General features: G+C 60.2%; 22 protein-coding genes and 1 pseudogene. 11 read left to right on the forward strand and 12 right to left on the reverse strand.

Annotated features, from left to right (window positions below):
• Positions 1 to 39 precede the first annotated feature (39 nt).
• The 3 genes from choV to KW568_RS01375 form a co-directional block, all read right to left on the reverse strand.
• Positions 40 to 1,218: a choline ABC transporter ATP-binding protein gene (choV, locus tag KW568_RS01365; RefSeq protein WP_003255727.1), complete on the reverse strand. Its 1,179-nt coding sequence runs from the start codon at positions 1,216 to 1,218 to the stop codon at positions 40 to 42.
• A complete protein-coding gene (choW, locus tag KW568_RS01370; protein WP_172830946.1) occupies positions 1,215 to 2,063 on the reverse strand; it encodes a choline ABC transporter permease subunit in 849 nt (282 codons plus the stop codon). Before choW ends, choV begins: the two co-directional genes overlap by 4 nt.
• An 81-nt stretch (positions 2,064 to 2,144) precedes the next feature.
• Positions 2,145 to 3,092, reverse strand: a complete 948-nt coding sequence (locus KW568_RS01375) for a choline ABC transporter substrate-binding protein (RefSeq protein WP_003255724.1) — start codon at positions 3,090 to 3,092, stop codon at positions 2,145 to 2,147.
• A 452-nt stretch (positions 3,093 to 3,544) separates the two neighbouring features.
• Between KW568_RS01375 and KW568_RS01380 the strand changes: the two genes are divergently transcribed.
• Positions 3,545 to 4,921 carry an L-serine ammonia-lyase gene (locus KW568_RS01380; RefSeq protein ID WP_003255722.1) on the forward strand — a complete coding sequence of 459 codons (1,377 nt, stop codon included), beginning with the start codon at positions 3,545 to 3,547 and terminating at the stop codon, positions 4,919 to 4,921.
• A gap of 493 nt (positions 4,922 to 5,414) precedes the next feature.
• Positions 5,415 to 6,521, forward strand: coding sequence for a GlxA family transcriptional regulator (locus KW568_RS01385; RefSeq protein ID WP_003255719.1), 1,107 nt, complete (start codon positions 5,415 to 5,417; stop codon positions 6,519 to 6,521).
• Positions 6,522 to 6,640: 119 nt separating this feature from the next.
• Here KW568_RS01385 and KW568_RS01390 read toward each other — a convergent pair whose 3' ends face one another.
• Positions 6,641 to 6,898 carry a hypothetical protein gene (locus KW568_RS01390; protein ID WP_003255717.1) on the reverse strand — a complete coding sequence of 86 codons (258 nt, stop codon included), beginning with the start codon at positions 6,896 to 6,898 and terminating at the stop codon, positions 6,641 to 6,643.
• Positions 6,899 to 7,268: 370 nt separating this feature from the next.
• Between KW568_RS01390 and KW568_RS01395 the strand changes: the two genes are divergently transcribed.
• Entirely contained in the window at positions 7,269 to 8,933 is a 1,665-nt protein-coding gene (locus tag KW568_RS01395; protein WP_004577038.1) for a reprolysin-like metallopeptidase, read from the forward strand.
• 205 nt (positions 8,934 to 9,138) lie between these two features.
• On the opposite strand, the gene KW568_RS01400 is transcribed toward KW568_RS01395, so the two are convergent.
• From KW568_RS01400 to choX, 4 genes are all read right to left on the reverse strand, one after another.
• Positions 9,139 to 9,609 carry a thioesterase family protein gene (locus KW568_RS01400; protein ID WP_003255713.1) on the reverse strand — a complete coding sequence of 157 codons (471 nt, stop codon included), beginning with the start codon at positions 9,607 to 9,609 and terminating at the stop codon, positions 9,139 to 9,141.
• A gap of 10 nt (positions 9,610 to 9,619) precedes the next feature.
• Complete coding sequence (locus tag KW568_RS01405; protein ID WP_004575955.1) at positions 9,620 to 10,585, reverse strand: L-carnitine dehydrogenase; 966 nt, start codon at positions 10,583 to 10,585, stop codon at positions 9,620 to 9,622.
• Positions 10,586 to 10,603: 18 nt separating this feature from the next.
• Complete coding sequence (locus KW568_RS01410) at positions 10,604 to 11,488, reverse strand: 3-keto-5-aminohexanoate cleavage protein (protein WP_003255710.1); 885 nt, start codon at positions 11,486 to 11,488, stop codon at positions 10,604 to 10,606.
• A 122-nt stretch (positions 11,489 to 11,610) separates the two neighbouring features.
• Complete coding sequence (choX, locus tag KW568_RS01415; RefSeq protein ID WP_003255708.1) at positions 11,611 to 12,555, reverse strand: choline ABC transporter substrate-binding protein; 945 nt, start codon at positions 12,553 to 12,555, stop codon at positions 11,611 to 11,613.
• 144 nt (positions 12,556 to 12,699) lie between these two features.
• On the opposite strand from choX, the gene KW568_RS01420 reads away from it, so the two are divergent.
• Positions 12,700 to 13,647 carry a GlxA family transcriptional regulator gene (locus KW568_RS01420; protein WP_033726540.1) on the forward strand — a complete coding sequence of 316 codons (948 nt, stop codon included), beginning with the start codon at positions 12,700 to 12,702 and terminating at the stop codon, positions 13,645 to 13,647.
• 3 nt (positions 13,648 to 13,650) lie between these two features.
• On the opposite strand, the gene KW568_RS01425 is transcribed toward KW568_RS01420, so the two are convergent.
• The 3 genes from KW568_RS01425 to KW568_RS01435 form a co-directional block, all read right to left on the reverse strand.
• The gene (locus KW568_RS01425) at positions 13,651 to 14,268 is read right to left on the reverse strand and encodes a hypothetical protein (protein ID WP_004575953.1); all 618 of its coding nucleotides are present in this window, start codon (positions 14,266 to 14,268) and stop codon (positions 13,651 to 13,653) included.
• Between the two features lie 71 nt (positions 14,269 to 14,339).
• Positions 14,340 to 15,032 carry a hypothetical protein gene (locus KW568_RS01430; RefSeq protein WP_003255705.1) on the reverse strand — a complete coding sequence of 231 codons (693 nt, stop codon included), beginning with the start codon at positions 15,030 to 15,032 and terminating at the stop codon, positions 14,340 to 14,342.
• A gap of 138 nt (positions 15,033 to 15,170) precedes the next feature.
• Positions 15,171 to 15,587, reverse strand: a complete 417-nt coding sequence (locus tag KW568_RS01435; protein WP_003255702.1) for a lysozyme inhibitor LprI family protein — start codon at positions 15,585 to 15,587, stop codon at positions 15,171 to 15,173.
• A gap of 284 nt (positions 15,588 to 15,871) precedes the next feature.
• On the opposite strand from KW568_RS01435, the gene KW568_RS01440 reads away from it, so the two are divergent.
• The 7 genes and pseudogenes from KW568_RS01440 to KW568_RS01470 form a co-directional block, all read left to right on the forward strand.
• Entirely contained in the window at positions 15,872 to 16,849 is a 978-nt protein-coding gene (locus tag KW568_RS01440; RefSeq protein ID WP_003255700.1) for a dipeptidase, read from the forward strand.
• 76 nt (positions 16,850 to 16,925) lie between these two features.
• Positions 16,926 to 17,456, forward strand: coding sequence for a DUF5943 domain-containing protein (locus KW568_RS01445; protein WP_003255698.1), 531 nt, complete (start codon positions 16,926 to 16,928; stop codon positions 17,454 to 17,456).
• A gap of 15 nt (positions 17,457 to 17,471) precedes the next feature.
• Positions 17,472 to 19,532: a dimethylglycine demethylation protein DgcA gene (dgcA, locus tag KW568_RS01450; RefSeq protein ID WP_003255697.1), complete on the forward strand. Its 2,061-nt coding sequence runs from the start codon at positions 17,472 to 17,474 to the stop codon at positions 19,530 to 19,532.
• A 178-nt stretch (positions 19,533 to 19,710) separates the two neighbouring features.
• Positions 19,711 to 21,663 (forward strand): dimethylglycine demethylation protein DgcB, encoded by a 1,953-nt coding sequence (gene dgcB, locus KW568_RS01455; RefSeq protein WP_004575952.1) that lies wholly within the window; start codon positions 19,711 to 19,713, stop codon positions 21,661 to 21,663.
• On the forward strand, positions 21,663 to 22,895 hold the full coding sequence (locus KW568_RS01460) for an electron transfer flavoprotein subunit alpha/FixB family protein (protein WP_004575951.1): 1,233 nt from the start codon (positions 21,663 to 21,665) through the stop codon (positions 22,893 to 22,895). Before dgcB ends, KW568_RS01460 begins: the two co-directional genes overlap by 1 nt.
• A gap of 10 nt (positions 22,896 to 22,905) precedes the next feature.
• The gene (locus KW568_RS01465; protein WP_003255694.1) at positions 22,906 to 23,676 is read left to right on the forward strand and encodes an electron transfer flavoprotein subunit beta; all 771 of its coding nucleotides are present in this window, start codon (positions 22,906 to 22,908) and stop codon (positions 23,674 to 23,676) included.
• A gap of 623 nt (positions 23,677 to 24,299) precedes the next feature.
• Positions 24,300 to 24,633: pseudogene (locus KW568_RS01470) on the forward strand (RHS repeat-associated core domain-containing protein); the annotation flags it as partial.
• A 533-nt stretch (positions 24,634 to 25,166) separates the two neighbouring features.
• Here the strand turns inward: KW568_RS01470 and gbcA are convergent.
• Positions 25,167 to 26,459, reverse strand: coding sequence for a glycine-betaine demethylase subunit GbcA (gbcA, locus tag KW568_RS01475; RefSeq protein ID WP_003255692.1), 1,293 nt, complete (start codon positions 26,457 to 26,459; stop codon positions 25,167 to 25,169).
• Positions 26,460 to 26,673 lie beyond the last annotated feature (214 nt).

Genomic DNA, 26,673 nt, shown 5'->3' on the forward strand with positions numbered 1-26,673 from the left:
CTTGAGTCGCGAAAGGGCCGCGAAGCGGCCCTAATTGCCTCAACCGTGGTTCTTGCCGAGCAGCGCGTGGTAAAGCTCGGTATCCCCGAGTATCCCCACCACCCTGTCGTTATCCTGCAGCACCAGCTTGTTGCCGGTTTGATAACGAATCTGCAGTGCCTCACGCATGCCGATGTCAGCATGCACCACGGTCGGCCTGCGCTCCAGCAGCTCCACATCTTGCCCCGGTGCCCATCTCTGCATGTCCAGCCCGTTCTGGCCCTGGCGTGCACGCTTGAGCGCGCCGCCTTCGCCAAGGTCCAGCCACGAATCGATACCTGGGTCCAGGCACACCGAGCCATTGACCCGTTTGCAATTGTCCAGGCTGCGCATCAGGCTGCGCCCGCACAGCACGTTCAGCGGGTTGGTATGGGCGACGAAAGTGCGCACGTATTCGTCGGCCGGGTTCAGCACGATCTCCTCCGGCTTGCTGTACTGGATGATCCGACCGTCTTTCATGATCGCAATGCGGGTACCCAGTTTCAGCGCCTCGTCCAGGTCGTGGCTGACGAACACGATGGTTTTGCTCAACTTGGCCTGCAGGCCAAGCAGCTCATCTTGCAGGCCCTGGCGGATCAGTGGATCCAGTGCCGAGAACGGTTCGTCCATCAGCAAGATGTCGGCATCCATCGCCAGCGCCCGGGCCAGGCCCACGCGCTGCTGCATGCCGCCAGACAGCTCATCCGGCTTCTTGTTGCGCCACTGGGTCAGGCCCACCAGCTCAAGCTTCTCGTCGACCAGCTTGCGCCGTTCCTTTTCCGGGCGACCCTGCATTTCCAGGCCAAAGCTGATGTTCTCGCGCACCGTCAGCCAAGGCATCAGGGCAAACTTCTGGAACACCATGGCAATGCGCTTGGTGCGCATCATCTTCAGCTCGGCCGCGGAGCAGTTGGCAATGTCGATGTGCTTGCCTTCGTGCTCGACGAACAACTTGCCACGGCTGACGGTGTTGAGGCCGTTGATGCAGCGCAGCAGGCTCGACTTGCCCGAGCCAGACAAGCCCATCAGTACGCAGATCTCGCCTTTGTTGATATCGAGGTTGGCCTTTTCGACACCCACCACCAGGCCGGTCTGCTTGAGGATCTGCTCGCGGGTCTGGCCTTGGTCCAGCAGCGCCAGTGCCTCGCGCGGCTTGTTGGAGAAGATGACGTCGACGTCTTCGAAACGAATGATGCTCATGCCTCACCCCTTACCGGCAGTTCCGGTTGCTTGCAGATACGGTCGAGCATGATTGCCAGCAGCACGATCGCCAGGCCCGCTTCGAAGCCCAGGGAGATATCGGCGGTGTTCAGTGCGTTGACCACAGGTTTGCCCAGGCCGTCAGCGCCAACCAGGGCGGCAATGACCACCATCGACAGCGACAGCATGATGCATTGAGTGACACCGGCGGCGATGCTTGGCATCGCGTGCGGCAGTTCGATACGGGTAAGCAGTTGACGACGCGAGCAGCCAAAGGCCTTGCCGGCGTCCATCAACTCTTGTGGCACGTCGCAGATGCCCAGGTAGGTCAGGCGAATGGGCGCGGCGATGGCGAACACCACGGTGGAAATCAGCCCCGGCACCACGCCCAGGCCGAACAGGGTCAGGGTAGGGATCAGGTAGACGAAGGTGGGCACCGTCTGCATCAGGTCGAGCACCGGGCGCATGGCGGTATAGAACATCGGCTTGTGCGCGGCGAGGATGCCCAGTGGCACGCCGATCACCACACATACCACCGTGGCGAAGGTGACCTGCGCCAGGGTTTCCATGGTTTCCTGCCAGTATCCCAGGTTGAGGATCAGCAGGAACGACAGGGCGACAAATGCGGTCAGGGCCCACTTGCGCTGGATGAAGTGCGCCAGGGCGGCGAACAGGGCGATAAGTACGAACGGGTTGAAGAAAGTCAGGGCGCTGGTGACGCCATGGATCATGAACTCCAGGCCTTGCGCGATGGCGTCGAAGTAATTCGCGCCGTTCTGGGTCAGCCATTCGACGAACGACGCGATGTACTGGCCCAGAGGTATTTTCTGATCGATAAGCATGATAGCGAGCTTCCACCTGCATAGATTGAAATCAACCCGGGGCAGGCACGGTCCTGCCCCGAGGTAGCGCTACTGCGTAGTTCGTTATTGCGTAAGCTTGGCCTTGACCGCCTCCAGGCCAGGCTTGCCATCAACGGTGGTAACGCCGGCCAGCCAGGCATCCAGCTTGCCTGGGTTGTCCTTGATCCATTTCTTGGCGGCGGCCTCGGGTTTCATCTTGTCGTCCAGGACATAGCCCATCATGGTGCTTTCATCCTTGAGCTCGAACGACAGGTTCTTAAGCAGTTGGCCAACGTTGCTGCATTCCTGCGTGTATCCTTTGCGGGTGTTTGTCAGCACGGTCGCCTTGCCGAAGTCGGGGCCGAAGAAGTCGTCCCCGCCGGTCAGGTACTGCATCTTGAAGCGGGTGTTCATCGGGTGTGGCTCCCAGCCCAGGAACACCAATGCCTCGCCGCGTTTCTGCGCGCGGTCAACTTGCGACAGCATGCCCGCCTCGCTGGACTGCACGATCTTGAAACCGGCGTCCTTCAAGCCAAAGGCGTTTTTGTCGATCATGCTCTGGATGGTGCGGTTACCGTCGTTACCCGGTTCGATGCCGTAGATCTTGCCGTCCAGTTCCTTCTCGAACTTGGGTATGTCGCTGAAATCCTTCAGGCCCTTGTCGTACAGCGCCTGGGGGACTGCCAGGGTGTACTTGGCGTTCTCCAGGTTGGCGCGCACGGTTTCTACCGTGCCGGCGTCGCGGTACTGCTTGATGTCGTTCTCCATGGTCGGCATCCAGTTGCCGAGAAACACGTCCAGGTCCTTGCCGGTGGCCAGCGACTTGTAGGTCACCGGTACCGAGATCATGGTGGTGTGGGTCTTGTAACCCAGTGCTTCGAGCACAACGCTGGTGGTCGCGGTCGTGACTGTGATGTCGGTCCAGCCGACATCGGAGAAGCGTACAGTCTGACATTGCTCGGGTTCGGCTGCTTGGGCCAGCAATGGCGCGGACAGCAACGCAACCAGTAACAGCGAGGGTGAACCTTTCATGGATGGACTCCTGAGATATTGTCTTCGGGTTCGCGTGGGTCGCCGGGCTTTCTGAGGGTCCGGTCGACCAGGCCTGCAGAGGGCAGGATGCGTGGCCGTGCTTTACGAGTCGCTTTCGATAATCCTCCAGCTCCGGGCAATCGCCTACTGGTTGGGTCGTATCCAGTACGGAACGGGTCGTATCCAGTATGGGCGATGTCGCTTATGGATTTTTCCACCCCCTCGCGCGCATTTTTGCGTCACCAGGCCGCTGGAAAACGGCGCGGTGGGCGCAGTTTCTGGTTGAGAACAGCGCGGCGCTGCTGGACAAAAGTACGTCGGTTGCAGACGGCGAGGTGGGCGGTAAAAGCCCGATGATGCTGGCATTCAAGGCGGCCCGCTGTTTGAGCCTAGCAGCTACCCCGCCCTGCGCATGGCGCGCAGAGACAAGCCCAGCAAGAGGTGATTCGACAATGGCCATCAGCGTGTTCGACCTGTTCAAGATCGGTGTCGGGCCCTCCAGCTCCCACACCGTCGGCCCCATGCGTGCTGGCGCCCTGTTCGTTCAGGGCCTGCGCGAACGCGGTGAGCTGGAGCGTGTAAAACGGATCGAAGTGCGCCTGTATGGCTCGCTGTCGGCCACCGGTATTGGTCATGGCACCGACAACGCCACCATCATGGGCCTGATGGGCGAGTGGCCGGACGCCATTGACCCGACCCAGATCGTGCCGCGTATCGCTGACCTGCGCGAAACCAACACCCTGCAGCTGGATAGCCGCTTGCCTGTCGAGTTCGTCTGGGCCCGCGACATGCTGCTGCTGGACGAGAACTTGCCGTATCACCCCAACGCCATGACCCTGATTGCCGAAGGCGAGCAGGGTGAGTTGCACCGCGACACCTATTACTCGGTGGGCGGCGGCTTTGTGGTCGATGCAGCCCAAGCCGCCAGCGGTGTGCTGGATGCTGACCAGACAGTGTTGCCGTACGACTTCAACAGCGCCGCCGAACTGCTGCGCCTGTGCAAGCAAAACGACCTCAGCGTGTCGCAATTGATGATGGCCAACGAGAAGGTCTGGCGCAGCGAGGAAGACATCCGCGCTGGCCTGCACAAGCTCTGGGAAGCCATGCAGGAATGCGTCAACAACGGCCTCAAGTACGAGGGCACGCTACCCGGCGGGCTGAACGTGCGCCGCCGTGCCGCCAAGCTGCACCGCAGCCTGCAGGAAATCGGCAAGCCCAACGTGATCGGCTCGACCATGAGTGCCATGGAATGGGTCAACCTGTTCGCCTTGGCGGTCAATGAAGAAAACGCCGCCGGCGGGCGCATGGTGACCGCGCCTACCAACGGCGCGGCAGGCATCATCCCGGCGGTGCTGCATTACTACATGCGATTCAGCGATGCGGTGGATGAGTCCAGCGTTGTCGATTACTTCCTGGCTGCCGCCGCTGTGGGCATCCTGTGCAAGAAGAACGCTTCGATCTCCGGTGCCGAAGTGGGTTGCCAGGGGGAAGTCGGCTCGGCCTGCGCGATGGCCGCAGCGGGGCTTGCCGAAGTGCTCGGCGCCACCCCGCCACAGGTTGAGAACGCCGCTGAAATTGCCCTGGAACACAACCTTGGCCTGACCTGCGACCCGGTTGGCGGGTTGGTGCAAGTGCCCTGCATCGAGCGCAACGCGATTGCTGCGGTGAAGGCCATCAACGCGGTGCAGATGGCGTTGCGCGGCGATGGTGAGCACTTCATTTCCCTCGACCAGGTAATCCGCACCATGCGCGATACCGGGGCCGATATGCACGACAAGTACAAAGAGACCTCGCGCGGCGGCCTGGCGGTCAGCGCTATCGAGTGCTGATTTCCTGAACTGACCTTCTGGGCCTCTTCGCGGGCAAGCCCGCTCCTACAGGAACTGTGCAATCCCTGTAGGAGCGGGCTTGCCCGCGAAGAGGCCCTTGAGGCTGATGCAGGTGCAACACAACCGCCAATGCCTCTTTATGGTGCGGCGCCACGCTACCGATCGTCGGATGTCGCGATCAGTGTGAGGGTTGTCGGTGACACTTAAAGGTGTCGCTTCTGGGAAACCCACGCGGCGCGTGTCACTAAACTGCTCAACCGTTACAGGCAACGCGCTAGCTCGCCTGTTCTGGACGACTGGCCAACACGATGCAAGCACTTGAATTGCCCCATAAAGGCGTCGTTTTCAGGTTTTTTTGGATGGCCGTTCAAGTTTAGGCACGGCGTTTGCGTTGAGATTGGCAAGCCTACCCCCGGAAAATGACCGAGGGGTCATAACAAGAAGTAAGTGCCCGCCTGAGGCACACCCTGCATTTGTGTGAGGAGAAATCGCGATGACGTCGTACACCTCCGGGAATCCAACCCAGAACCGCACAGCACCCCAGTCCATCGGGTTTCTTCTATTGGACAATTTCACCCTGATTTCCCTGGCATCGGCGGTCGAGCCGCTGCGCATGGCCAACCAGCTGTCTGGTCGTGAGCTGTATCGCTGGCACACGCTGACCATCGATGGCGGCCAGGTGTGGGCCAGCGATGGTCTGCAAATCACACCGGATGCTGCCATCAGCAATGCTCCGCCTATCGACACCGTGATTGTCTGTGGTGGTGTTGGCATCCAGCGTTCCGTCACCCGTGAACACGTCACCTGGCTGCAAGCCCAGGCCCGTCAGTCGCGCAGGCTGGGCGCCGTGTGCACCGGCAGTTGGGCACTGGCCTGCGCTGGCCTGCTCGACGGCTTCGATTGCAGCGTGCACTGGGAATGCCTGGCCGCGATGCAGGAAGCCTTCCCGCGGGTGAACATGAGTACCCGCCTGTTCACCCTTGACCGCAACCGCTTCACCAGCTCCGGTGGCACCGCGCCGCTGGACATGATGCTGCACCTGATCAGCCGTGATCACGGCCGCGAGTTGTCGGCGGCGATCTCCGAGATGTTCGTCTACGAGCGTATTCGCAACGAGCAGGACCACCAGCGTGTGCCGCTCAAACATATGCTTGGCACCAACCAGCCGAAGTTGCAGGAAATCGTCGCGTTGATGGAGGCCAATCTGGAGGAACCGATCGACCTGGACGAACTGGCGGTCTATGTGGCGGTTTCGCGGCGTCAGCTGGAGCGCCTGTTCCAGAAGTACCTGCACTGCTCACCTTCGCGCTACTACCTGAAGTTGCGCCTGATCCGTGCGCGGCAGTTGCTGAAGCAGACGCCGATGTCGATCATCGAAGTGGCATCGGTGTGCGGCTTCGTGTCGACCCCGCACTTCTCCAAGTGCTATCGCGAGTACTTTGGCATTCCGCCGCGTGACGAGCGCGTGGGCTCCAACACCGCGCAGCAGGTGGCCATGATGCCGATTCCTCAGGCCATGACCCTGTCGCCGCACAGCGGGCCGATGGCGGCCCTGAGCCAGGCACGCAACGAGTCGACATTTGCCAGTGTAAGGCTCTGATACCGAGTCGACTTTTTCGCGGGACAAGCCCACTCCCACAGGTCACCCGCTGAACTGAGTCAGCGGTGACCTGTGGGAGTGGGCTTGTCCCGCGAAGGGGTCGGTCCTGGGTAAGAGAATTACGCGCGTTTGTTGAACTGCGCCAATGCCGGCAACAGTTGCTTGTCGATGGCCTGGCGCACTGCCGGCAGGATCGTCGCACTGCCGGTGTACATCTGCTCCACCATCCCCTTCAGCGCCCGCGCATTGGGCTCGGTCAGCCCACGAACCACCGCTTCACACGCCTGTTCGGCGCTGGCCCCGGCCGGAATATCGAAACCGCGCGCGCGCAAATGGCCGGCGAGGTCGTCCTGATCAATCAAATCCGCATGCATCATGGCTGTTGTCCCTTTTATCGCTAAGAGAGTGCTGCTGTGATTTACGACCGATTCTGTGACGTGTGCGACAGCCTCGCAAGGACAGAATGCCGCCATGGCTGCTTTGGCTAAGAACAGGTCGTTTACGACTAAATCCCCTGCCAGGCAAGCACGCACACTGAAGCCATTCACGGTACAGAGGGTTTGGTCACCCTCGCTCACGCACAGTGGATGTTGCTCGCTCTTGGCCCCGGTAGCTCACGGCTTTCCGGGGTTATTTTTATTCCGCCAGACTCCCCTATACATACATACACCTAGCATTTATGTCAGGTGACGCACTGCAGAAGTCTGTGCTCTTTTGTGGAAGATGGATTCCACAGGAGCGGGAAATGTGAAAAAGAATATCTGCATGATCATTGTCCTAGGCGCGACCTTGATAATGGCTTCATGTTCGTCATCTACCCCGTCAATGAGCACTGTTGGCAGTGTTGTTCCGCAGCTGTTTACACTGCAGCCTACTCAAAACCGCCAGATGCTTCAGAAAACAGCAAAAGGCTATCTGAAAACGTTGTTGGCCGACCCCGCTAATGAAGAATTCACGCTAGTGAAGGTTGAGGCGTCATTGATTGGGGGGGATGCTGAAAACATCGCTATAACACTACCGGATCGAAAGGCTGAAAAGTTTAATCGGAGAAACTTCAATGCCTTGGCTGATGGGTATGAAGGATGGGTTGGCTATCAGCCTTCACAGTGGAAAGCAGGCCACTCAGGGTCGGAAGGAGAAATTGATTTCGATCCTAAATACTATATGTCAATCGTCCGTCATGATAATCAGCTGGCAGGCAATTTTTTGGTGGGTGGCCAGCGGTACCGATTGGTTTATATCGGTTCAGGTATGCACGTGCTGATCAAGGTTGACGAGTCAAAGCTGCCCTCTGAAGATGCACGGGGCGTAGAAGTTGAGAATACGGTATATCCTGCTCTAGAAGAACCGCAGCAGGTCTCGTCTGCCTACAGTATAATAAGACTGCTATTTGTAAGTACCGTTCAGTCTCGCGCGAAAAATCCAAACTATCGTGCTGATCTGATGTTAGGGTTGCAGGATGTAAATCAAATTGCAAAAAACAGCGAGGTGAATATTACTTACGAGTTTGCGGGATTTATAGATTCTGCTATTGACGAAGAGGGGAAAGACTTTGGAACGCTGCTCAATGAAGTTCAATATAACAATCCCGCTGTCAATGCCAAAAGGGTGGAGCTCAGGGCAGATCTAGTTTCGATGTACGTTGCCAATAATGAGCTCTGCGGCGCGGGTAAGCCGTCGAGTAATAAGACGCAAGGCTTTTCGGCGATTAGTTGCATTACCTCGTTAGGCCACGAGATTGGCCACAACTTTGGCATGGTTCATAACTGGGATGGGCAAACGGATACTTATATTCATGGGTATCGCTACGGTCCGGATGGGGGGAACCTCAGGTTCCGAACTCAGATGTCTTATGACTGTAGCCCGACATGTCCGAGAGTACCGTTTTACTCCAATCCTCGGCTGAGTTATCAAGGACAACCTCTGGGTACTGTCGCACATCATGATGTCGCCCGCGCGATCAACGAGCGCAGGGCAAGTATAGAGAGTTTCTACCCTCCCATGCCGGGCGTGCTTAAAAATAAAGGTCGGCTGGAGCAAGGTTCCCCTCACCCCTGCTTGCAGGATTTTGCCGGGTCAAATATCCAGTTCGTCGCGTGCTCTCCTGGCCCGCAGCAGAAGTGGACTTTAGAGCCGTGGGGCGATGCGGGTACGTTCAGGATTGTGGCGCCGGGCGGTAATTGTATGGTCGCGCGCGCTGACAATTATGTTTTGGCTGAACCATGCCCCGCAACAGTCAAAGATGGTCTTCTCTGGATGGTATCAGCGCAGCCCGATCACACCTTGAAAATACAGAGTTATAACCGCAACCTTTGCCTAGGCTCTCAGCCCAGCTTGAGGCCGGGGCCTGAGTTACTGGCATGTGATAACGGTAGGTACCAAAGTTGGATAAATCTCGATATCCCACAATAACCGAGGCCTAGTGTGGTGTTTCACAAATAACGACCATAACGCGCGGCGCTTTTTGCGCTCATGCGGCTTTGTCGCTCCTCGCCGTAGCTGGGCTACGACTCGTCGCGACGCCTTGCCTGAGCGCAAAAATCGCTCGCGAGTTATTGGCCGTATTTGCAAAACACCACACTAGCGAGCAGCCATGGTCTGACTGCTCTCGTTAGCGTCAAATGGGGAGCTTTATCACACGGCCTGTAAAGGCTGGCGTTGGTAAATCCCGTTGGCTATCGACCACGCTTTGTAGTTGATTGGTGCTGAATTCTCCAAAAGGCTTGGCCTTTGGCCCCGCCAGGTCCACATGTAAAAGCAATTGCTCACTGGCGGCTAACGCCTCGTCAAAACCTGATCGATGCAAGCTGTGATACAAGTGCAGTCGCTTTTTATCGAAGCCGATGATCTGCGTCTGCACCCACACCTCGGTGCCCAGCTTCACCTCGTGCAGATAATTGATGTGCGCCTCCAGCGTGAACAGCGAATTACCGCTTTGCCCGCGGCTGTCGGCGTCCAGGCCAATGCGCTCCATCAGGGCATCGGTCGCGTAGCTGAAGATCAGCAGGTAGAAGGCATCGCGAAGGTGCCCGTTGTAATCGACCCAGTCCTCCTGGACCGTGGTGCGGTAGGTGATCAGAGCAGGCATCTTGGTCTCCTTAATCGCTGAACGACATGCCGTGGCTGGCCTTGCTGGACTTCACCGCTTCCAGTACCGCCAGCAGGGTGTCGTCACGATAGCGCTCCAGTGCAGCGATGCTGCGCTCGCCCTGTTGCTCGGAAGTGCCGCTCACCACATCGTCGATCAGCTTGTCGGTCAGTTCCGGTGCTGGCAGGTAAGTCCAGGGCAGCTTCAGGGCAGGGCCGAACTGTGACATGAAGTGGCGCATGCCGGCATCGCCACCGGCCAGGGTATAGGTAAGGAATGTGCCCATGAACGACCAGCGCAAGCCTGCGCCGAAGCGGATCGCGTCGTCGATTTCGCCCGTGGTGGCAACGCCGTCGTTGACCAGGTGCAAGGCCTCGCGCCAGAGCGCTTCTAGCAGGCGGTCGGCGATGAAGCCTGGCACTTCCTTGCGCACATGCAGTGGGCGCATGCCGAGTGTGGTGTAGATGGTTTTGGCAGCTTCAATGGCCTCGGGTGAGGTGCGGCTGCCGCCGACGATCTCGACCAGCGGCAGCAGGTACACCGGGTTGAACGGGTGGCCGACGACGCAGCGCTCAGGGTGAGTGGACGACTCGTAGAACTCGCTGGGCAGCAGGCCCGAAGTGCTTGAGCCGATGATTGCGTCAGGCTTGGCTGCGGCGCTGATTTTGGCGTGCAGGCCGAGCTTGAGGTCCAGGCGCTCTGGTGCGCTTTCCTGGATGAAATCGGCGTTGCGCACGCATTCCTCGATGGTTCTCACGAACTTCAGGCGGTCTTGCGATGCGCCAGGGGCCAGGCCTTGTTTTTCCAGTGCCGGCCAGGCGTTGGCGACACGTTTGCGCAGTGCCTGTTCGGCGCCGGGCGCGGGATCCCAGGCCACCACGTCCAGGCCATGGGCCAGGGCGCGGGCGACCCAGCCGCTGCCGATCACGCCGCTACCCAGGGCGGCGAAGGTCTTGATCTCGGTAATGAAGGGCATATCGGTCTCCTGAAAGGATCAGCGGCGCTTGAGGTTCATTTTTTCCCGGCCTTCTGCCGGGCTGAGCACGCGGCCACCCATGCGGGTGATGATCTCGCTTGCGCGTTCCACCAGTTGGCCATTGCTGGCCAGCACGCCACGGTCCAGATACAAGTTGTCTTCCAGGCCCACCCGCACATTCCCGCCGAGCAAAACGGCCTGCGCGGCCATGGGCATCTGCATGCGGCCGATGCCGAAGCCGGCCCAGGTGACGTTGGCAGGCAGGTTGTCGACCATGGCCTTCATGGTGGTGGTGTCGGCCGGTGCGCCCCACGGGATGCCCAGGCACAGCTGGAACAACGGGTCTTCAAGCAGGCCTTCCTTCATCATTTGCTTGGCGAACCACAGGTGGCCGGTGTCGAAGATTTCCAGCTCGGCCTTCACCCCCAGTTCGGTAATGCGTTTGGCACCGGCGCGCAGTTGGGCCGGGGTGGACACGTAGATCGAGTTGCCATCGCCGAAGTTGAGGGTGCCGCAGTCGAGGGTGCAGATTTCCGGCAACAGTGCTTCGACATGGGCCAGGCGCTCCAGCGGGCCGATCAGGTCGGTGCCCGGGCCGAACGCCAGCGGCGTTTCACCCGGGCCGATTTCCAGGTCGCCGCCCATGCCGGCGGTGAGGTTGACGATGATGTCCACGTCAGCTTCGCGGATACGCTCCATGACTTCGCGATAGAGGTTTACATCACGGCTGAAACGGCCGGTCTGCGGGTCGCGGACGTGGCAGTGGACCACGGTGGCGCCTGCTTTGGCAGCTTCCACGGCGGATTCGGCGATCTGTTTGGGGGTGACCGGGACCAAGTGGCTTTTCGAGGCGGTGTCGCCGGCGCCGGTGAGGGCGCAGGTGATGATGACGTCGTGGTTCATGGCGGGTTCCTTGTTTGGTCAATGCTGGCCTCTTCGCGGGCAAGCCCGCTCCTACAGGGAGCCGTGATGGCCCTGGCGAGCGCGTTACCTGTGGGAGCGGGCGTGCCCGCGAAAGGGCCCTGTCAGTTGGCGGTAAGCTTGAGGTTGTCCGCAGCCGGCTTGCCATCGAAGGTGGTCACACCCTCAAGCCAGCGCGCCTTGTCCTCGGGGTGGTCCTTGAGCCACTGGCGGGCCGATTCCAGCGCGTCTTTGTGGTCAAGCAGTGGCTGCATCATGCGGCTCTCGTCCTCGGCGCTGAACTTCAGGTTGGCCAGCAGGCGGTGGGCATTGGGGCAGCGTTCGGCGTAGTCCGGCGCCGTCACCGTCCACACCGTCGCACGGCCTTCGTCAGGGCCGAGTGCATCCTGGCTGTCACCCAGGTAGGCCATGTCGATGTTCACGTTCATCGGGTGTGGCGCCCAGCCGAAGAACACCACGGCCTCCTTGCGCCGCACCGCGCGGTCGACGGCGGCGAGCATGCCGGCCTCGCTGGACTCGACCAGCTGGAATTTGCCCAGGTCGAACTGGTTCTTGGTGATCATCGCTTTGATCTGCGTATTGGCGCCGGAACCCGGTTCGATGCCATAGATCTTGCCGCCCAGCTCTTTCTCGAACTTGTGGATGTCGGCGAACGTCTTCAGGCCCTTGTCGTAGAGGTATTTCGGCACGGCCAAGGTGGCGCGCGCGTCCTCCAGGCTTGGCTTGTCCAGCACCTTGACCTGGTTGGCATCGACGAACGGGGTAATGGTCTGGGTCATGATCGGGTTCCAGTAACCCAGGAACATGTCCAGGCGTTTGTCGCGTATGCCGGCGAAGATGATCTGTTGCGAGGCACTGGTCTGTTTGGTCTGGTACCCCAGGCCGTCGAGCAGTACCTGGGCCATGGCGCTGGTGGCAATGACGTCGGTCCAGTTGACCACGCCAAGGCGCACGTTTTTGCAGGCGGCGGGCTCGGCGGCGAAAAGCGGGGTGGCAACGATGCTGCTCAGGGCAAGGGACAACAGGCTGCGGCGGATCAAGCTGTGCATGGTGGCTCTCCATCGGCAGTGCATATTGTTATTGAGGGCGGCCTCTGCGGACCGTGTGAATACGCTACGCTGGCGCTACCTTGCCCAAGCGCACGCTAGCGACAGGAATTAGCACCTGGGCGACCAGTTTCTGTGGAGGAGGGGATGATGGAGACGATTGCCTTTCTGTTGGTGCCCGGCTTTTCCGCCATGGGGTTCATTTCGGCGGTGGAGCCGCTGCGGGTGGCCAATCGTTTTGGCGGGCTGTTGTACCGGTGGCAGGTGCTTAGCCTGGACGGTGAGGCGGTGCTGGCGAGCAATGGCATGTCGATCAATGCCGATGCCGCCCTGGGGGAAGGAGAGCCGGCCAACATCCTGCTGGTGGTTGCGGGCTTTGAGCCACTGGCCAATGTCGCACCCAAACTGCTGCATGCGCTGCGCCGGCTCAACCACGAAGCTGTCATGCTCGGTGGCATCGACACGGGCGCAATGGTGCTGGCCGAGGCAGGGCTGCTCGAGGGCTACCGGGCGACATTGCATTGGGAGGCGCTTGAGGCATTCAAGGAACGCTATCCAGGCCTTCAAGCCACCCAGGAGCTGTTCGAGATTGACCGCAGCCGTATCACCTGTGCCGGCGGAACCGCCTCGATCGATTTGATGCTGCACCTGATTGCCCAGTCTCACGGCAGCGAACTGGCGGTCAAGGTGTCGGAGCAGTTCGTGCTGGGTCGTATCCGTCAGCGCCAGGACCACCAGCGCATGCAGATCGGTGCGCGTTATGGCATCAGCAACAAGAAGCTGGTCCATGCCATTGGCGAAATGGAAAAACACATCGAGCCACCGTTGAGTACGCTGGAACTGGCTGCCGCGATCAAGGTGACACGGCGTCAACTGGAGCGTTTGTTTCGCATGCACCTTGATGCAACCCCGAGCGGTTTCTATCTCGGGTTACGGCTGGACAAGGCGCGCCAGCTGTTGGCCCAGACCGACATGTCGGTGACTGAAGTCAGCCTTGCGTGCGGGTTTGAACTGCCATCCTATTTCACGCGGCGCTACAAGCTGAGGTTTGGACGGTGCCCGCGGGAGGAGCGACGGCCCAGCGGTACAAAGTGAGCTTCAATCCAGTTCACGCTCGAGAATGGCCCTTAGCTTTTCGCGATTCCTAGCTTGCAGATCTTTGCGAAGCGGGGCGAAATCCGCTGCATTGAAGCGTGCACCCAGATGGTCAAATATCAGGTTCAACTTTCTGGTGGGCTCGACCGGGTCGGTAACGCAGTAGGCATAAAACAGGATCGCAACCGGGACCTGGTCCCCTTCATGGTCCATTTCGATACTGAGATGTGAAGAGGCGTTCATGACGGTGAAGGTACGCGTACCGGCCGACTGCAGAGCGGCTTGAACATTTTCTTCGAGGCTCTTGAACCAAGGTCCTTTCTCGCGGGGCGGGGGTAGATAGCCACTGTAAACATCGCTTAATGCAAGCAAGTGCGGCTCATACACGATGGTTTTATGAGTGTGTTCGAACAGGGTGAATTTCAATGATTGCAAGGTGGCGAGAGCGACAGTGAACCATTGCTGAGGCTGGGTCTCCATCGAGAATTTTTCATTGGCCACTGCTTGTGAATAACGCAGGCTTAGCTGCAAGTCTTCCCATGTCTCAAGTGTCAGCCAGGGCGCAGGCTTGATGCTTAGCCGCTCCTCGAATACACGGGTATCCAGGTTCGTATCGCCCATGTGGCATTGCTCCTTGATGGATGCAGATGACCAGAACCGGGTACCAGAGAGCTGGTACCCGGTCTCGCTAATCAGATAGCGAGAAACGCGGCGATGTCGCCTTTTATCTTCTCATTCACAAGATCACGTGCAGCGTCGAAGTGACGAACGCTGAACGTGCCTTGTTGCGAAGCGCGATAAACGCGGGTAGAGGTTTTGTCGACCTTGCGGGTCAGGGCGCCTTCACGCTCGACTTTCGAGTCGTAGCTGGCCTGGAAGCTGGTCATGTGCATCGCCGGCAGGCCTTGTGGCGTCATTTCGCACTGGGCGACCACGAAGTTGCTCGATTTGCCGGATTCGCTATGGCTGTGCTTTTCCAGGTGCGCCTTGACTTCCGGCTTCTGCACGACAATTTGCAGAACACGCCTGGCGCAGGCGGCGCGACGAGGGTCCGCGGAGACGCTGATGGTGACGGACTTGGTAATCAGCTCTGCCAGGGTCAGGTTGTCCTCATCAATGGCATCTTCGGCATGTGCTGCGCCCGTCATGGTCCAGCCAAACTTGATCAGGCCATCGTTGTAGAAGTTGTACCACTCGCGCTGCTGGGTCTCCTTGTCGAACTTCTTGTTGGCCAGTTCGGTCATCAAACGCATGCCGGCCAGGATGTCTTCTGCAATGTTGGCAGGGACATTGTCAGCGAAGACGCAGATGGTCTGGCCGGTAGCGGCTACGCGCTCTTGACCCTCTTTGCGGATTTTTTCCATTTCAACTTTGATGTCAGCCACTTTGTAATTCCTTGATAGTTGTGAGTTCCAAGACACACATGGTGAGCACGTGGTCTGGGGGCACTATCGAGCAATTACGCAGGGGGCATCAGCGGCACGTTGTTCCTCTGGAGTTGATCCTTCACTCGCACGTGCTGATCAATCTTCGGGTGCTGGCTCGTCACTGTTTTGCGCGCCCAGGCTGCGCAAATACTCGGCTCGCTCATCGCTGCGCTGTGCAATGCAGCTGTTCCAGGCGATCTGGTAGGCCCTGCTGCCGGGTTGTTCAGCATGGGTTTCGACCTTGCAGTCTGCATCGCGCAGTTGGCTCCAGACTTTCTCGGCTGCCTCTATTCGCGACATCAGGCCTGCCTCGTCGCCGAACTGATCACGCATGCGCGCGACCAGGTCGTCGTAGGCCGACTGCAGCTCACGCTCGGCGACCTGCTTGTTGAATGCTGCACAGGCGAAGGTTTGCTGGTCGGTCTCCACATTGTCGCAAGGTGTGCTTTCGTCCTCACTGGCCTGGGCCCCGCTCACGATGGCCAGCAGCACCAGCCATGCCATTGATTTCATCCGTTTTCTCCTCACAGGCTGTCGAATCGCAAGGATTCTCGCTCAGCCAGAGGCCAGGTGGTAGCTCCCTGACCAAATGTTCATGTACCGGCCGCAAATGTCGTTATCGAGACTGTCTCGCATCCCCGGAACACGCGCCAGACGCGCTCTTGTCGCGCATTGACGCTTTCGGCAAACCCCCTGTCGTTTTTGCACCGGGGCGCCTCGGGGCACAGGCATATGCTGGCCTCAAAGCGCCGGCAGAAGGTTTGGCGCGACCCAACTCTATAAAAGGGGACAGCCTGATGAGCCCAGCCGAACTACACGCCGACAGCATCGTCATCGATGGCCTGATCATCGCCAAATGGAACCGCGAGCTGTTCGAAGACATGCGCAAAGGCGGTCTCACTGCGGCCAACTGCACGGTGTCGGTCTGGGAAGGGTTCAAGGCTACCGTCGACAACATCGCGTCCAGCCAGAAGCTGATCCGCGACAACAGCGACCTGGTGATGCCGGTGCGCACCACCGCCGACATCCGCAAGGCCAAGGAACTGGGCAAGACCGGCATCCTCTTCGGCTTCCAGAACGCCCATGCGTTCGAGGACCAGATCGCTTATGTGGACGTGTTCAAGCAGCTGGGCGTGGGCATCGTGCAGATGTGCTACAACACCCAGAACCTGGTGGGCACCGGCTGCTACGAGCGTGACGGCGGGCTGTCCGGCTTCGGTCGCGAGATCGTTGCCGAGATGAACCGTGTCGGCATCATGTGCGACCTGTCCCACGTTGGCTCCAAGACTTCCGAAGAAGTCATCCTCGAATCGAAAAAGCCGGTGTGCTACTCGCACTGCCTGCCCTCGGGCCTGAAAGAGCACCCGCGCAACAAGTCGGACGAAGAGCTGAAGTTCATCGCTGATCACGGCGGTTTCGTTGGCGTCACCATGTTCGCGCCGTTCCTGGCCAAAGGCATTGACTCGACCATCGATGACTACGCCGAGGCCATCGAGTACACCATGAATATCGTCGGTGAAGACGCCATCGGTATCGGTACCGACTTCACCCAGGGGCACGGCCAGGACTTCTTCGAATACCTGACCCATGACAAGGGCTACGCCCGCCGCCTGACCAACTTCGGCAAGATCATCAACCCGCTGGGCATTCGCACTGTCGGCGAATTCCCCAACCTCACCGAGACCTTGCTGAAACGCGGCCACTCCGAGCGTGTGGTGCGCAAGATCATGGGCGAGAACTGGGTCAACGTCCTCAAGGATGTCTGGGGCGAGTAAGCCGCTCTCCAAGCCTGATAGCCCCTGCCAGCAACGCCGGGGCACCCACAAAAAAATTTTATGGAGTTGAGTTTCCATGGCCAAAATCGCCCCGCAATTGCCAATCGAAGTCGACAGCGAGACCGGTGTCTGGACCAGCGACGCCTTGCCGATGCTGTATGTGCCTCGTCATTTCTTCGTCAATAACCATATGGGCATCGAGGAAGTGCTGGGCGCCGACGCCTATGCCGAAATCCTCTACAAGGCTGGCTACAAGTCTGCCTGGCACTGGTGTGAAAAAGAGGCCGAGTGCCATGGCCTGGAAGGCGTGGCGGTGTTCGAGCACTACATGAAGCGCCTGAGCCAGCGTGGCTGGGGCCTGTTCGAGATCCAGGATATCGACCTGGATAAAGGTACCTGCAGCGTCAAGCTCAAGCACTCTGCGTTCGTGTACGTCTATGGCAAGTGCGGCCGCAAGGTCGACTACATGTTCACCGGCTGGTTCGCTGGCGCGATGGACCAGATTCTCGCTGCCCGCGGCAGCAAGATCCGCACCGTGGCCGAACAGGTCTATGGCGGGTCGGAAGAAGGCCACGAAGATGGCCTGTTCGTTACAAAGCCGTTGTAAGCCGGAGATAGCGTCATGGCATTCGAAGCAATGTTCCAGCCGATCCAGATCGGCAAACTGACCATCCGCAACCGTGTGCTCAGCACCGCGCACGCCGAGGTCTACGCCACTGACGGCGGCATGACGACCGACCGCTATGTGAAGTACTACGAAGAGAAGGCCAAGGGCGGCATCGGCCTGGCCATCTGTGGCGGCTCGTCGGTGGTTGCCATCGACAGCCCGCAGGAATGGTGGGCATCGGTCAACTTGTCGACCGACCGCATCATCCCGCACTTCCAGAACCTTGCCGACGCCATGCACAAGCATGGCGCCAAGATCATGATCCAGATTACCCACATGGGCCGCCGCTCGCGCTGGGACGGCTTCAACTGGCCGACGCTGATGTCGCCATCGGGCATTCGCGAACCTGTGCACCGCGCCACCTGCAAAACCATCGAGGTGGAAGAGATCTGGCGGGTAATCGGCAACTACGCGCAGGCTGCGCGTCGCGCCAAAGAGGGCGGCCTGGACGGCGTGGAATTGTCGGCGGTGCACCAGCACATGATCGACCAGTTCTGGAGCCCACGGGTCAACAAACGTACCGACGAATGGGGCGGTACCTTTGAAGGCCGCATGAAATTCGGCCTGGAAGTACTGAAAGCTGTGCGCGCTGAAGTGGGTGACGACTTCTGCGTGGGCATGCGTATCTGTGGTGACGAGTTCCACCCTGATGGCCTCAGCCACGAGGACATGAAGCAGATCGCTGCCTACTACGACGCCACCGGCATGCTCGACTTCATCGGCGTGGTCGGCTCGGGTTGCGATACCCACAACACCCTGGCCAACGTCATCCCCAACATGAGCTACCCGCCGGAGCCGTTCCTGCACCTGGCAGCCGGTATCAAGGAAGTGGTCAAGGTCCCGGTGCTGCACGCGCAGAACATCAAAGACCCGAACCAGGCCACGCGCATCCTTGAAGGCGGCTACGTGGACATGGTCGGCATGACCCGTGCGCACATGGCCGACCCGCACCTGATCGCCAAGATCAAGATGGGCCAGATCGACCAGATCAAGCAGTGCGTCGGTGCCAACTACTGCATCGACCGCCAGTACCAAGGCCTGGATGTGCTGTGCATCCAGAACGCCGCGACCTCCCGTGAGTACATGGGTGTGCCGCACATCATCGAGAAGACCACCGGCGTCAAGCGCAAGGTGGTGGTGGTTGGCGCAGGCCCTGCCGGCATGGAAGCGGCCCGCGTGGCTGCTGAACGCGGCCACGACGTGACCCTGTTCGAGAAGAGGGACCAGATTGGCGGGCAGATCACCATTGCCGCCAAGGCCCCGCAGCGTGACCAGATTGCCGGTATCACCCGCTGGTACCAGCTTGAGCTGGCTCGCCTGAAAGTCGACTTGCGCCTGGGCACTGCCGCTGATGTGGCCGCCATTCAGGACCTGCGCCCGGACGTCATCGTGCTGGCCGTAGGTGGGCACTCGTTCCTGGAGCAGAACGAGCACTGGGGCGCCGCTGAAGGGCTGGTGGTCAGCAGCTGGGATGTGCTCGATGGCAAGGTAGCGCCGGGCAAGAACGTGCTGGTGTACGACACCATCTGCGAATTCACCGGTATGTCGGTCGCCGACTTCATCGCTGACAAGGGCAGCCAGGTCGAGATCGTCACCGACGACATCAAGCCAGGCGTGGCCATGGGGGGGACCACCTTCCCCACCTACTACCGCAGCATGTACCCCAAAGAAGTGATCATGACCGGCGACATGATGCTGGAAAAGGTCTACCGCGAAGGCGACAAGCTGGTGGCGGTACTGGAGAACGAATACACCGGCGCCAAGGAAGAGCGCGTGGTCGATCAAGTCGTGGTTGAAAACGGCGTGCGCCCTGACGAAGAGCTGTACTACGCGCTCAAGGAAGGTTCGCGCAACAAGGGCCAGATCGACGTGGAGGCGCTGTTCGCCATCAAGCCACAGCCGATCCTCAGCCAGCCGGGCGAAGGCTACCTGCTGTACCGCATCGGTGACTGCGTGGCCCAGCGCAACGTGCATGCGGCGATCTACGACGCCTTGCGCCTGTGCAAGGACTTCTGATCGTTAACAGTCGCCGCCATCGGGCGCGATCCCTGTAGGAGCGGGTTTACCCGCGAATGCGTCAGCACTGACAACACTGTTGCCTGACCGAACGCATTCGCGGGTAAACCCGCTCCTACATGGGGCCAGTCTCGCCCTCTGGTCGGCGCAAGAATCCAGCTGTTTGTGGGAGTCTCCCATGTTGAACACCCTTCTACCCATCCTGCTGTTCGCTGCCCTTGGCCTGGCAGTGCTCGGTGCTTTGCGCCGGGTGCGCATGTGGCGCCGTGGCCGGCCGTCCAAGGTCAACCTGATCGGCGGCCTGCTGGCCATGCCGCGGCGCTACCTGGTGGACCTGCACCACGTGGTTGAGCGCGACAAATACATGTCCAAGACCCACGTGGCCACTGCGGGCGGCTTTGTGCTGTCTGCTGTGCTGGCCATTCTGGTGCATGGTTTTGGCCTGCAGAGCAAGATCCTCGGCTATGCACTGCTGGTAGCCACGGTGATCATGTTCACCGGTGCCATCTTTGTCTTCAAACGCCGCCTGAACCCGCCCTCTCGTCTGTCCAAAGGCCCGTGGATGCGCCTGCCGAAGAGTTTGCTGGCGTTCGCCGTGAGCTTCTTCATTGCCACCCTGCCGGTCGCCGGTATCCTGCCGGCCAACACGGGTGGTTGGGTGATGGTCGCCGTTCTGGGCCTGGGCGTGCTGTGGGGTGTGTCGGAGCTGTTCTTTGGCATGACCTGGGGCGGCCCGATGAAGCACGCCTTCGCCGGTGCCTTGCACCTGGCCTGGCACCGCCGTGCCGATCGCTTCGGCGGCGGCCGCTCCACCGGCCTCAAGCCGTTGGACCTGGAAGACCCGAACGCACCCCTTGGCGTGGAAAAGCCGGTCGACTTCACCTGGAACCAGCTGCTGGGCTTCGATGCCTGCGTGCAGTGCGGTAAATGTGAAGCCATGTGCCCGGCCTTTGCCGCTGGCCAGCCGCTGAACCCGAAAAAACTCATCCAGGACATGGTCATCGGCCTTGCCGGTGGCACTGACGCGCAATTTGCCGGTAGCCCATACCCTGGCAAACCAATCGGCGAACACGGTGGCAATCCACACCAGCCGATCGTCAATGGCCTGGTCGACGCCGAAACGCTGTGGTCCTGCACCACCTGCCGTGCCTGCGTCGAGGAGTGCCCGATGATGATCGAGCACGTCGATGCCATCGTCGACATGCGCCGCCACCTTACCCTGGAAAAGGGCGCAACCCCGAACAAGGGCGCCGAGGTGCTGGACAACCTGATCGCCACCGACAACCCCGGCGGCTTCGCCCCCGGCGGGCGCATGAACTGGGCTGCCGACCTTAACCTGCGGCTGCTGTCTGAAGTGAAGGCGACCGAAGTGTTGTTCTGGGTCGGTGATGGTGCCTTCGACATGCGTAACCAACGCACTTTGCGTTCGTTTGTCAAAGTATTGAAAGCCTCGGGTGTGGATTTTGCCGTACTCGGCCTGGAAGAGCGCGACAGCGGCGACGTGGCGCGCCGCCTGGGCGATGAGGCGACCTTCCAGCAACTGGCCAAGCGCAACATCCAGACCCTGGCCAAGTACAAGTTCCAGCGCATCGTCACCTGCGACCCGCACAGCTTCCATGTGCTGAAGAACGAATACGGCGCTCTGGGTGGTGACTACCAGGTGCAGCACCATAGCACCTACATCGCCGAACTGATCGCGGCCAAGAAGCTCAACCTGGGCCAACACAAGGGCGGCAGCGTCACCTACCACGATCCGTGCTACCTGGGCCGCTACAACGGCGAGTACGAAGCCCCGCGCGAAGTGCTCAAGGCGCTGGGTATTGAGGTGCGCGAGATGCAACGCTCGGGCTTCCGTTCCCGTTGCTGCGGTGGTGGTGGCGGTGCGCCGATCACTGACATCCCTGGCAAGCAGCGTATTCCCGATATGCGCATGGACGACATTCGTGAGACCGAGGCCGAGCTGGTAGCCGTGGGTTGCCCGCAGTGCACCGCCATGCTTGAAGGCGTGGTCGAGCCGCGCCCACAGATCAAGGACTTGGCCGAACTGGTGGCCGACGTGCTGATCGAGGAGGACGCATCCACTGTCCCAAAGCCGCAAACGGCTAAACGTGAACCTGCGGAGGTGCACTGATGAGCGACATAATCCGCCGCGACCCACGCGCCGAGTGGATCGCCCGTAACCGTCTGCACCCGCTGCATGCCGCGATGCAGACGCAACAGACCAGCTGGATGGGGCCTAACGGCATCATCCGCAAGAACCCACATGCGATTGCCGCGGGCTTTGTCGGCCCGGCCGGCATCAAGCGTATCGACCGCAGCGGCGCCCAGCAGGGCACCGGCGCGGGCGGGCGGCGCACGGCAGCAGTCGAGGTCAAGTTGCCACTGCACCAGGTGGCGGCGCCGGCGTTCTACATTGCCGTTGTGCCGGACATGGTTGGCGGCCGCCTGAGCAGCCACGACCGCGACCTGCTTGGCCTGGCCCACAGCCTGGCCGGCAGCGACGGGGCGGTGCTGGCCGTGGTGTTCAACGAGCACAAGGAAAGCAACTTTTCCACAGCCGGTGTCGACCGCCTGCTGGTTATCGAAGGCGAGGCCTTTGAAGGTTATGCACCGGAGCAACTGGTGCAGGGCCTGCGGGCTGTGGATAACCAGTTCGCGCCGCGCCACTGGCTGCTGCCCGACAGCCGCACCGGTGGCGGTGAACTGGGTCGGCGCCTGGGCGCCGCGCTGGGCGAGCGCCCGGCAACGCGGGTATGGCAGATCAAGGACGGCCAGTGCATTGGTCGCGCCGGTGCCGGCCAGCAAGACCTGCAACGCACTGTGCCGCGCCTGATCCTGGCGGCGGCCGAGTGCGCCGAGCCGGTCAGCGAAACCCGTCACGAAGCGCTGCCGGTGGAGTTGTCCACAAGCGTGGTGCGCAGCCTGCCGCGCATCGAAGACCTTGGCTCGGTGGCCGTCGACCCGGCCACCATTGCCATGGCCGAAGCCGAGTTCATCGTCTCGGGCGGCAACGGTGTCAAGGACTGGGACCTGTACCACAAAGCCACCGCAGCCCTCGGCGCTACCGAAGGTGCCTCGCGGGTGGCGGTGGACGACGGCTTCATGCCGCGCAATCGCCAGGTGGGGGCTACCGGCACCTGGGTTACCGCGCGTGTCTACGTGGCTGTGGGTATCTCGGGCGCGATCCAGCACCTGCAGGGTATCGGTGCCTGCGACAAGGTGGTGGCGATCAATATGGATCCAGGCTGCGACATGATCAAACGGGCTGACCTGTCGGTGATTGGCGACAGCTCGGCGATTCTCAAGGCGCTGATCGAGGCTGTGGACAACTTCCGCAGCGGCGGCCAGCGCGACGCGGCATAAGGGCACGAGCATGAGTACGAAAGTGATCAGCCTGGTTTCCATTGGTGCCCACCCCAGCTCTGGCCGCGCCCGCCGCGCCGAGCAGGATGCCCGTGCCGTGGAGTTGGGTTTGCAGCTGGCTGGGGATAACTTGCAGGTGGTGCATGCTGGCGATCCACAGGAAGAGGCGTTGCGCGCTTACCTGGGCATGGGCCTGGACCACCTGGACGTGCTGGAGCAACCGGCCGGTGCCGATGTGCTGGGCGTGCTGGGCGATTATCTGCGCGACGCCGGGGCCCAACTGGTGCTGACCGGCAGCCAGGCCGAGACTGGCGAGGGTTCGGGCATGTTGCCGTTCCTGCTGGCCGAAAAGCTCGGTTGGCCGCTGATTGTCGGGTTGGCTGAGGTGGAGTCGATCGACAACGGCACCGCGCAGGTGTTGCAGGCTTTGCCGCGTGGTCAGCGGCGTCGCTTGAAGGTGCGTTTGCCATTGCTGGCGACTGTGGATAACGCGGCGCCCAAGCCGCGCCAGAGCGCTTTTGGGCCTGCGCGCCGGGGGGTATTGGCGGCGCGTAATGTGGCCATTGTCGAAGATGAGCTGTTGGCTGAAGCCGAGTTGCAACCGGCCCGTCCAAGGCCCAAGCGCTTGAAGGTGATCAAGGCCAAGAGTGGCGCCGACCGCATGAAGGCCGCGACGGCCAAGGCCAGTGGCGGTGGTGGCAAGGTGCTGAAGGACGTTTCGCCACAGGAAGGCGCCGAAGCCATCCTCAAGCTGTTGGTGGAAGAGGGCGTGCTGCGCTAAAGGCTCATGCACTCCCCGGCAAGGCGTTCTCCTGGAGCAACGCTAAATTACTGATTTTCCAGTGACCGAGTGCGGGCGGGCATGCCCCGCCAACACCGGCGCAGCCGGTGCCAGGCACTGGGTCTCCTGCTCCACGGGACAAGCCCGCTTCCACAAGGGCGCCCCGATCATCTGCCAGACGCACATTCTACCTGTGCATAAGTCCCTGCCGGACCCATCACACTGCTCGTCAGGCACGGATATGCATGCCTCCAGCTCGTATTGCCCACAATCGCTGTTAGCTGCTCTGTGGATAATCTGTTGGGCACTAGCTGGAGTACGCGTAGGGCGTGGCTTGCGAAGAAATGATTAAAAAACGATCAAGGTGGGTCAGAAGTCTCGAATTCTTGATTATCAGAGCTTTGAACCGCTTATCCACAGAACTACAGTTGTCGGCTCCGTGTTTTGCTCACAAAGTCTGTTAGTGTCTCTGTGGACAAGTTGTACGGAGTGCACTGTAGCCCTTTAAAAACAAGGGCTCCGTTGTTTCGATCAAAAATTGATCATCTGCTTTAATCCGATTGATACCTGCGGGCACTGACAAAATTGCCAGTGTTTGAGCACGCGGCGGCTAGATATCCTCCATGGACCCCACTCCAGGAGTTATCCACATGACTGTGATGCCTGAAGTTGTCAACGGATACTCACCCTATGGCTATCGAACGCATCGTGGAGCTTGTGTACTTGCGTTCAACGGCGAGCGGCGAGACCCGTTCACGGGTTGCTATCACTTGGGTAACGGTTATCGTGCCTACAACCCGGCATTGATGCGGTTTCAAGCCCCAGACTCCTTCAGTCCTTTTGGGGCAGGGGGGGGTGAACGGTTATGCGTATTGCGCTGGTGATCCGGTTAACCGAGTCGATCCCAGTGGCCATAGTATTGATCTTGGGAGCTTTATGCTGCGTGGTTTAGGTATGCTGTCGAACGGAGCGACGATTGCTTATAACTTTCTCGGACCTACCCCTGAAACTTGGATAGGCCTTAATGCCACTCGAGTGAGCACCTTCGGTTCCATACTGAGCTTAGGAAGCTCCGCGGCATTGTACGCAGGGGTGCCGAGCGCTATTTTTGGCGCGAACGTGGGCACTGCAGTCAGTGCTGCAGCAACGCTCACGCGAGCGATCAACGCAGCGATTGGGCCGGGGAGCCACCCATTGAATCAGATCAAGACGAATTGGAATTTGATGACGGGAGGCTTAGCCGCGGCGCCAATGCCGCACGAGTTCATGCTGGATGTTGTCACTCCAACGGGTGGGCCACCCGTGACCCCTTCGAATCAGACTATCAAGTATGACCTCAATGTAAGATTACGAATGCGGGGAAATGCTGGTGCTTCGCCGCCTCCACAATCGCTGGCTATACGGCGACAGCGTAGCCAGTCACAGTGAGCCATCTGCTATGGGGTTACGCCCTGCCGCAAAGTGCATCTTTTGCGGCAGGGCGTTTTTGTTTACTGAGCCTGCACTTCTTTCAGGTAGGCCGCCGGCTCTGCTCCCAGGTTGTTCAGCATCCGCCCGCTGTACCAGTCAATGAAGTTCACCACACCAAACTCGTAAGTCTTCGAATACGGGCCAGGCTGGTACGCGGTGGAGTTGATCCCACGCTGGTTCTCTTCCGCCAGACGGCGGTCCTGGTCGTTGGTGGCGTCCCACACCTTGCGCATGTTCTCGGGGTTGTAGTCCACACCTTCGACGGCATCCTTGTGCACCAGCCACTTGGTGGTGACCATGGTCTCCTGGGCGCTGATCGGCCACACGGTGAACACGATCATGTGGTCGCCCATGCAGTGGTTCCACGAGTGCGGCAGGTGCAGGATGCGCATCGAGCCCAGGTCCGGGTTCTTGATGCGACCCATCAGCTTCTGGCAGGCCTGCTTGCCGTCCATGGTCATCGACACGGTGCCCTTGAGCAGCGGCATGCGCACGATGCGGTTACGCAGGCCGTGGCTCTTGTGCAGGTACGGGATCTTCTCGGCTTCCCAGGCAGCGGCGGAGGCGGCCACGTGGTCCTTGAATTCCTGGCTGGCACGCGGGTCGTTGGTATCGTCCCATTCCAGCAGGGTTTGCAGCAGTTCCGGGTGCGAACCGGAGCAGTGGTAGCACTCGCGGTTGTTTTCCAGCACCAGTTTCCAGTTGGCCTTTTCCATCAAGGTGGTTTGCACCGCCACCTTGGTGTTCTCCATGTCGTACGGTTCCATGTAGTGCTCGAGCGTGGCCAGGAACTCGTCGATGGCAGGCGGGTTTTCCGCCAGGCTGATGAAGATGTAGCCGCCGGCCACCTTCACGTTCACTGGCTTCAGGCCATATTCCTTCATGTCGAAGTCGGCGCCCATCTCGGTACCGGCGAACAGCAGGCGACCGTCCAGTTCGTAGGTCCACTGGTGGTAGTGGCAGACCAGCTTGGCCACCTTGCCTTTGTCGCTGACGCACAGGCGTGAACCGCGGTGACGGCAGACGTTGTGGAAGGCGTGCACCTTACCTTCGGCACCACGGATAACGATGATCGGGTTCTTGCCGATCTGCAGGGTGATGTAGTTGCCTTTCGCCGGGATCTCGCAGGTCATGCCGGCGATCAGCCATTCTTTGTGGAAGATCTCCTGCATGTCGATCTGGAACAGACGCTCGTCGGTGTAGAAAGGCTGGGGCAGCGAGTAGGTTCGCTCGCGGGTCTGCAGCATCTCGGCGGTGGCCTTGCGTGCAGGTTCCAGTGGATCGCCCAGGCTCAGGGTTGCGGTGACGTCCATCGTGTATTCCTCGGGGCCGTATGCGGCCGGCAAAAGGTGGCTAATCGTTGTTGTGGTGCCGCAAGGCTGCTTGTCAGAAAACAGCATGTTGTTTTGCCGTGGAGTGTGCGTCCGAAGACGCCGCGAACCGTATCCATGGGCGACATGGCCGATTTGAATAACGACGCGCCAGCCCTTGTATCGCGGGGCTGGTCGCGATAAGCACGCCGATGTC

It is taken from the genome of Pseudomonas sp. HD6515 (genome assembly GCF_024971855.1).
GTDB lineage: Bacteria > Pseudomonadota > Gammaproteobacteria > Pseudomonadales > Pseudomonadaceae > Aquipseudomonas > Aquipseudomonas alloputida.

Bases quoted from the DNA above. Each gene is read 5' to 3' on its own strand.
- KW568_RS01420 (WP_033726540.1), top strand. From the start codon at position 12,700: ATGATGGAGACGATTGCCTTTCTGTTGGTGCCCGGCTTTTCCGCCATG.
- choX (WP_003255708.1), bottom strand. From the start codon at position 12,555: ATGCACAGCTTGATCCGCCGCAGCCTGTTGTCCCTTGCCCTGAGCAGC.
- KW568_RS01460 (WP_004575951.1), top strand. From the start codon at position 21,663: ATGAGCGACATAATCCGCCGCGACCCACGCGCCGAGTGGATCGCCCGT.
- KW568_RS01400 (WP_003255713.1), bottom strand. From the start codon at position 9,609: ATGCCTGCTCTGATCACCTACCGCACCACGGTCCAGGAGGACTGGGTC.
- KW568_RS01380 (WP_003255722.1), top strand. From the start codon at position 3,545: ATGGCCATCAGCGTGTTCGACCTGTTCAAGATCGGTGTCGGGCCCTCC.
- KW568_RS01440 (WP_003255700.1), top strand. From the start codon at position 15,872: ATGAGCCCAGCCGAACTACACGCCGACAGCATCGTCATCGATGGCCTG.
- KW568_RS01375 (WP_003255724.1), bottom strand. From the start codon at position 3,092: ATGAAAGGTTCACCCTCGCTGTTACTGGTTGCGTTGCTGTCCGCGCCA.
- KW568_RS01385 (WP_003255719.1), top strand. From the start codon at position 5,415: ATGACGTCGTACACCTCCGGGAATCCAACCCAGAACCGCACAGCACCC.
- gbcA (WP_003255692.1), bottom strand. From the start codon at position 26,459: ATGGACGTCACCGCAACCCTGAGCCTGGGCGATCCACTGGAACCTGCA.
- dgcB (WP_004575952.1), top strand. From the start codon at position 19,711: ATGTTGAACACCCTTCTACCCATCCTGCTGTTCGCTGCCCTTGGCCTG.
- KW568_RS01405 (WP_004575955.1), bottom strand. From the start codon at position 10,585: ATGCCCTTCATTACCGAGATCAAGACCTTCGCCGCCCTGGGTAGCGGC.
- choV (WP_003255727.1), bottom strand. From the start codon at position 1,218: ATGAGCATCATTCGTTTCGAAGACGTCGACGTCATCTTCTCCAACAAG.
- dgcA (WP_003255697.1), top strand. From the start codon at position 17,472: ATGGCATTCGAAGCAATGTTCCAGCCGATCCAGATCGGCAAACTGACC.
- KW568_RS01435 (WP_003255702.1), bottom strand. From the start codon at position 15,587: ATGAAATCAATGGCATGGCTGGTGCTGCTGGCCATCGTGAGCGGGGCC.
- KW568_RS01425 (WP_004575953.1), bottom strand. From the start codon at position 14,268: ATGGGCGATACGAACCTGGATACCCGTGTATTCGAGGAGCGGCTAAGC.
- KW568_RS01410 (WP_003255710.1), bottom strand. From the start codon at position 11,488: ATGAACCACGACGTCATCATCACCTGCGCCCTCACCGGCGCCGGCGAC.
- KW568_RS01445 (WP_003255698.1), top strand. From the start codon at position 16,926: ATGGCCAAAATCGCCCCGCAATTGCCAATCGAAGTCGACAGCGAGACC.
- KW568_RS01465 (WP_003255694.1), top strand. From the start codon at position 22,906: ATGAGTACGAAAGTGATCAGCCTGGTTTCCATTGGTGCCCACCCCAGC.
- KW568_RS01390 (WP_003255717.1), bottom strand. From the start codon at position 6,898: ATGATGCATGCGGATTTGATTGATCAGGACGACCTCGCCGGCCATTTG.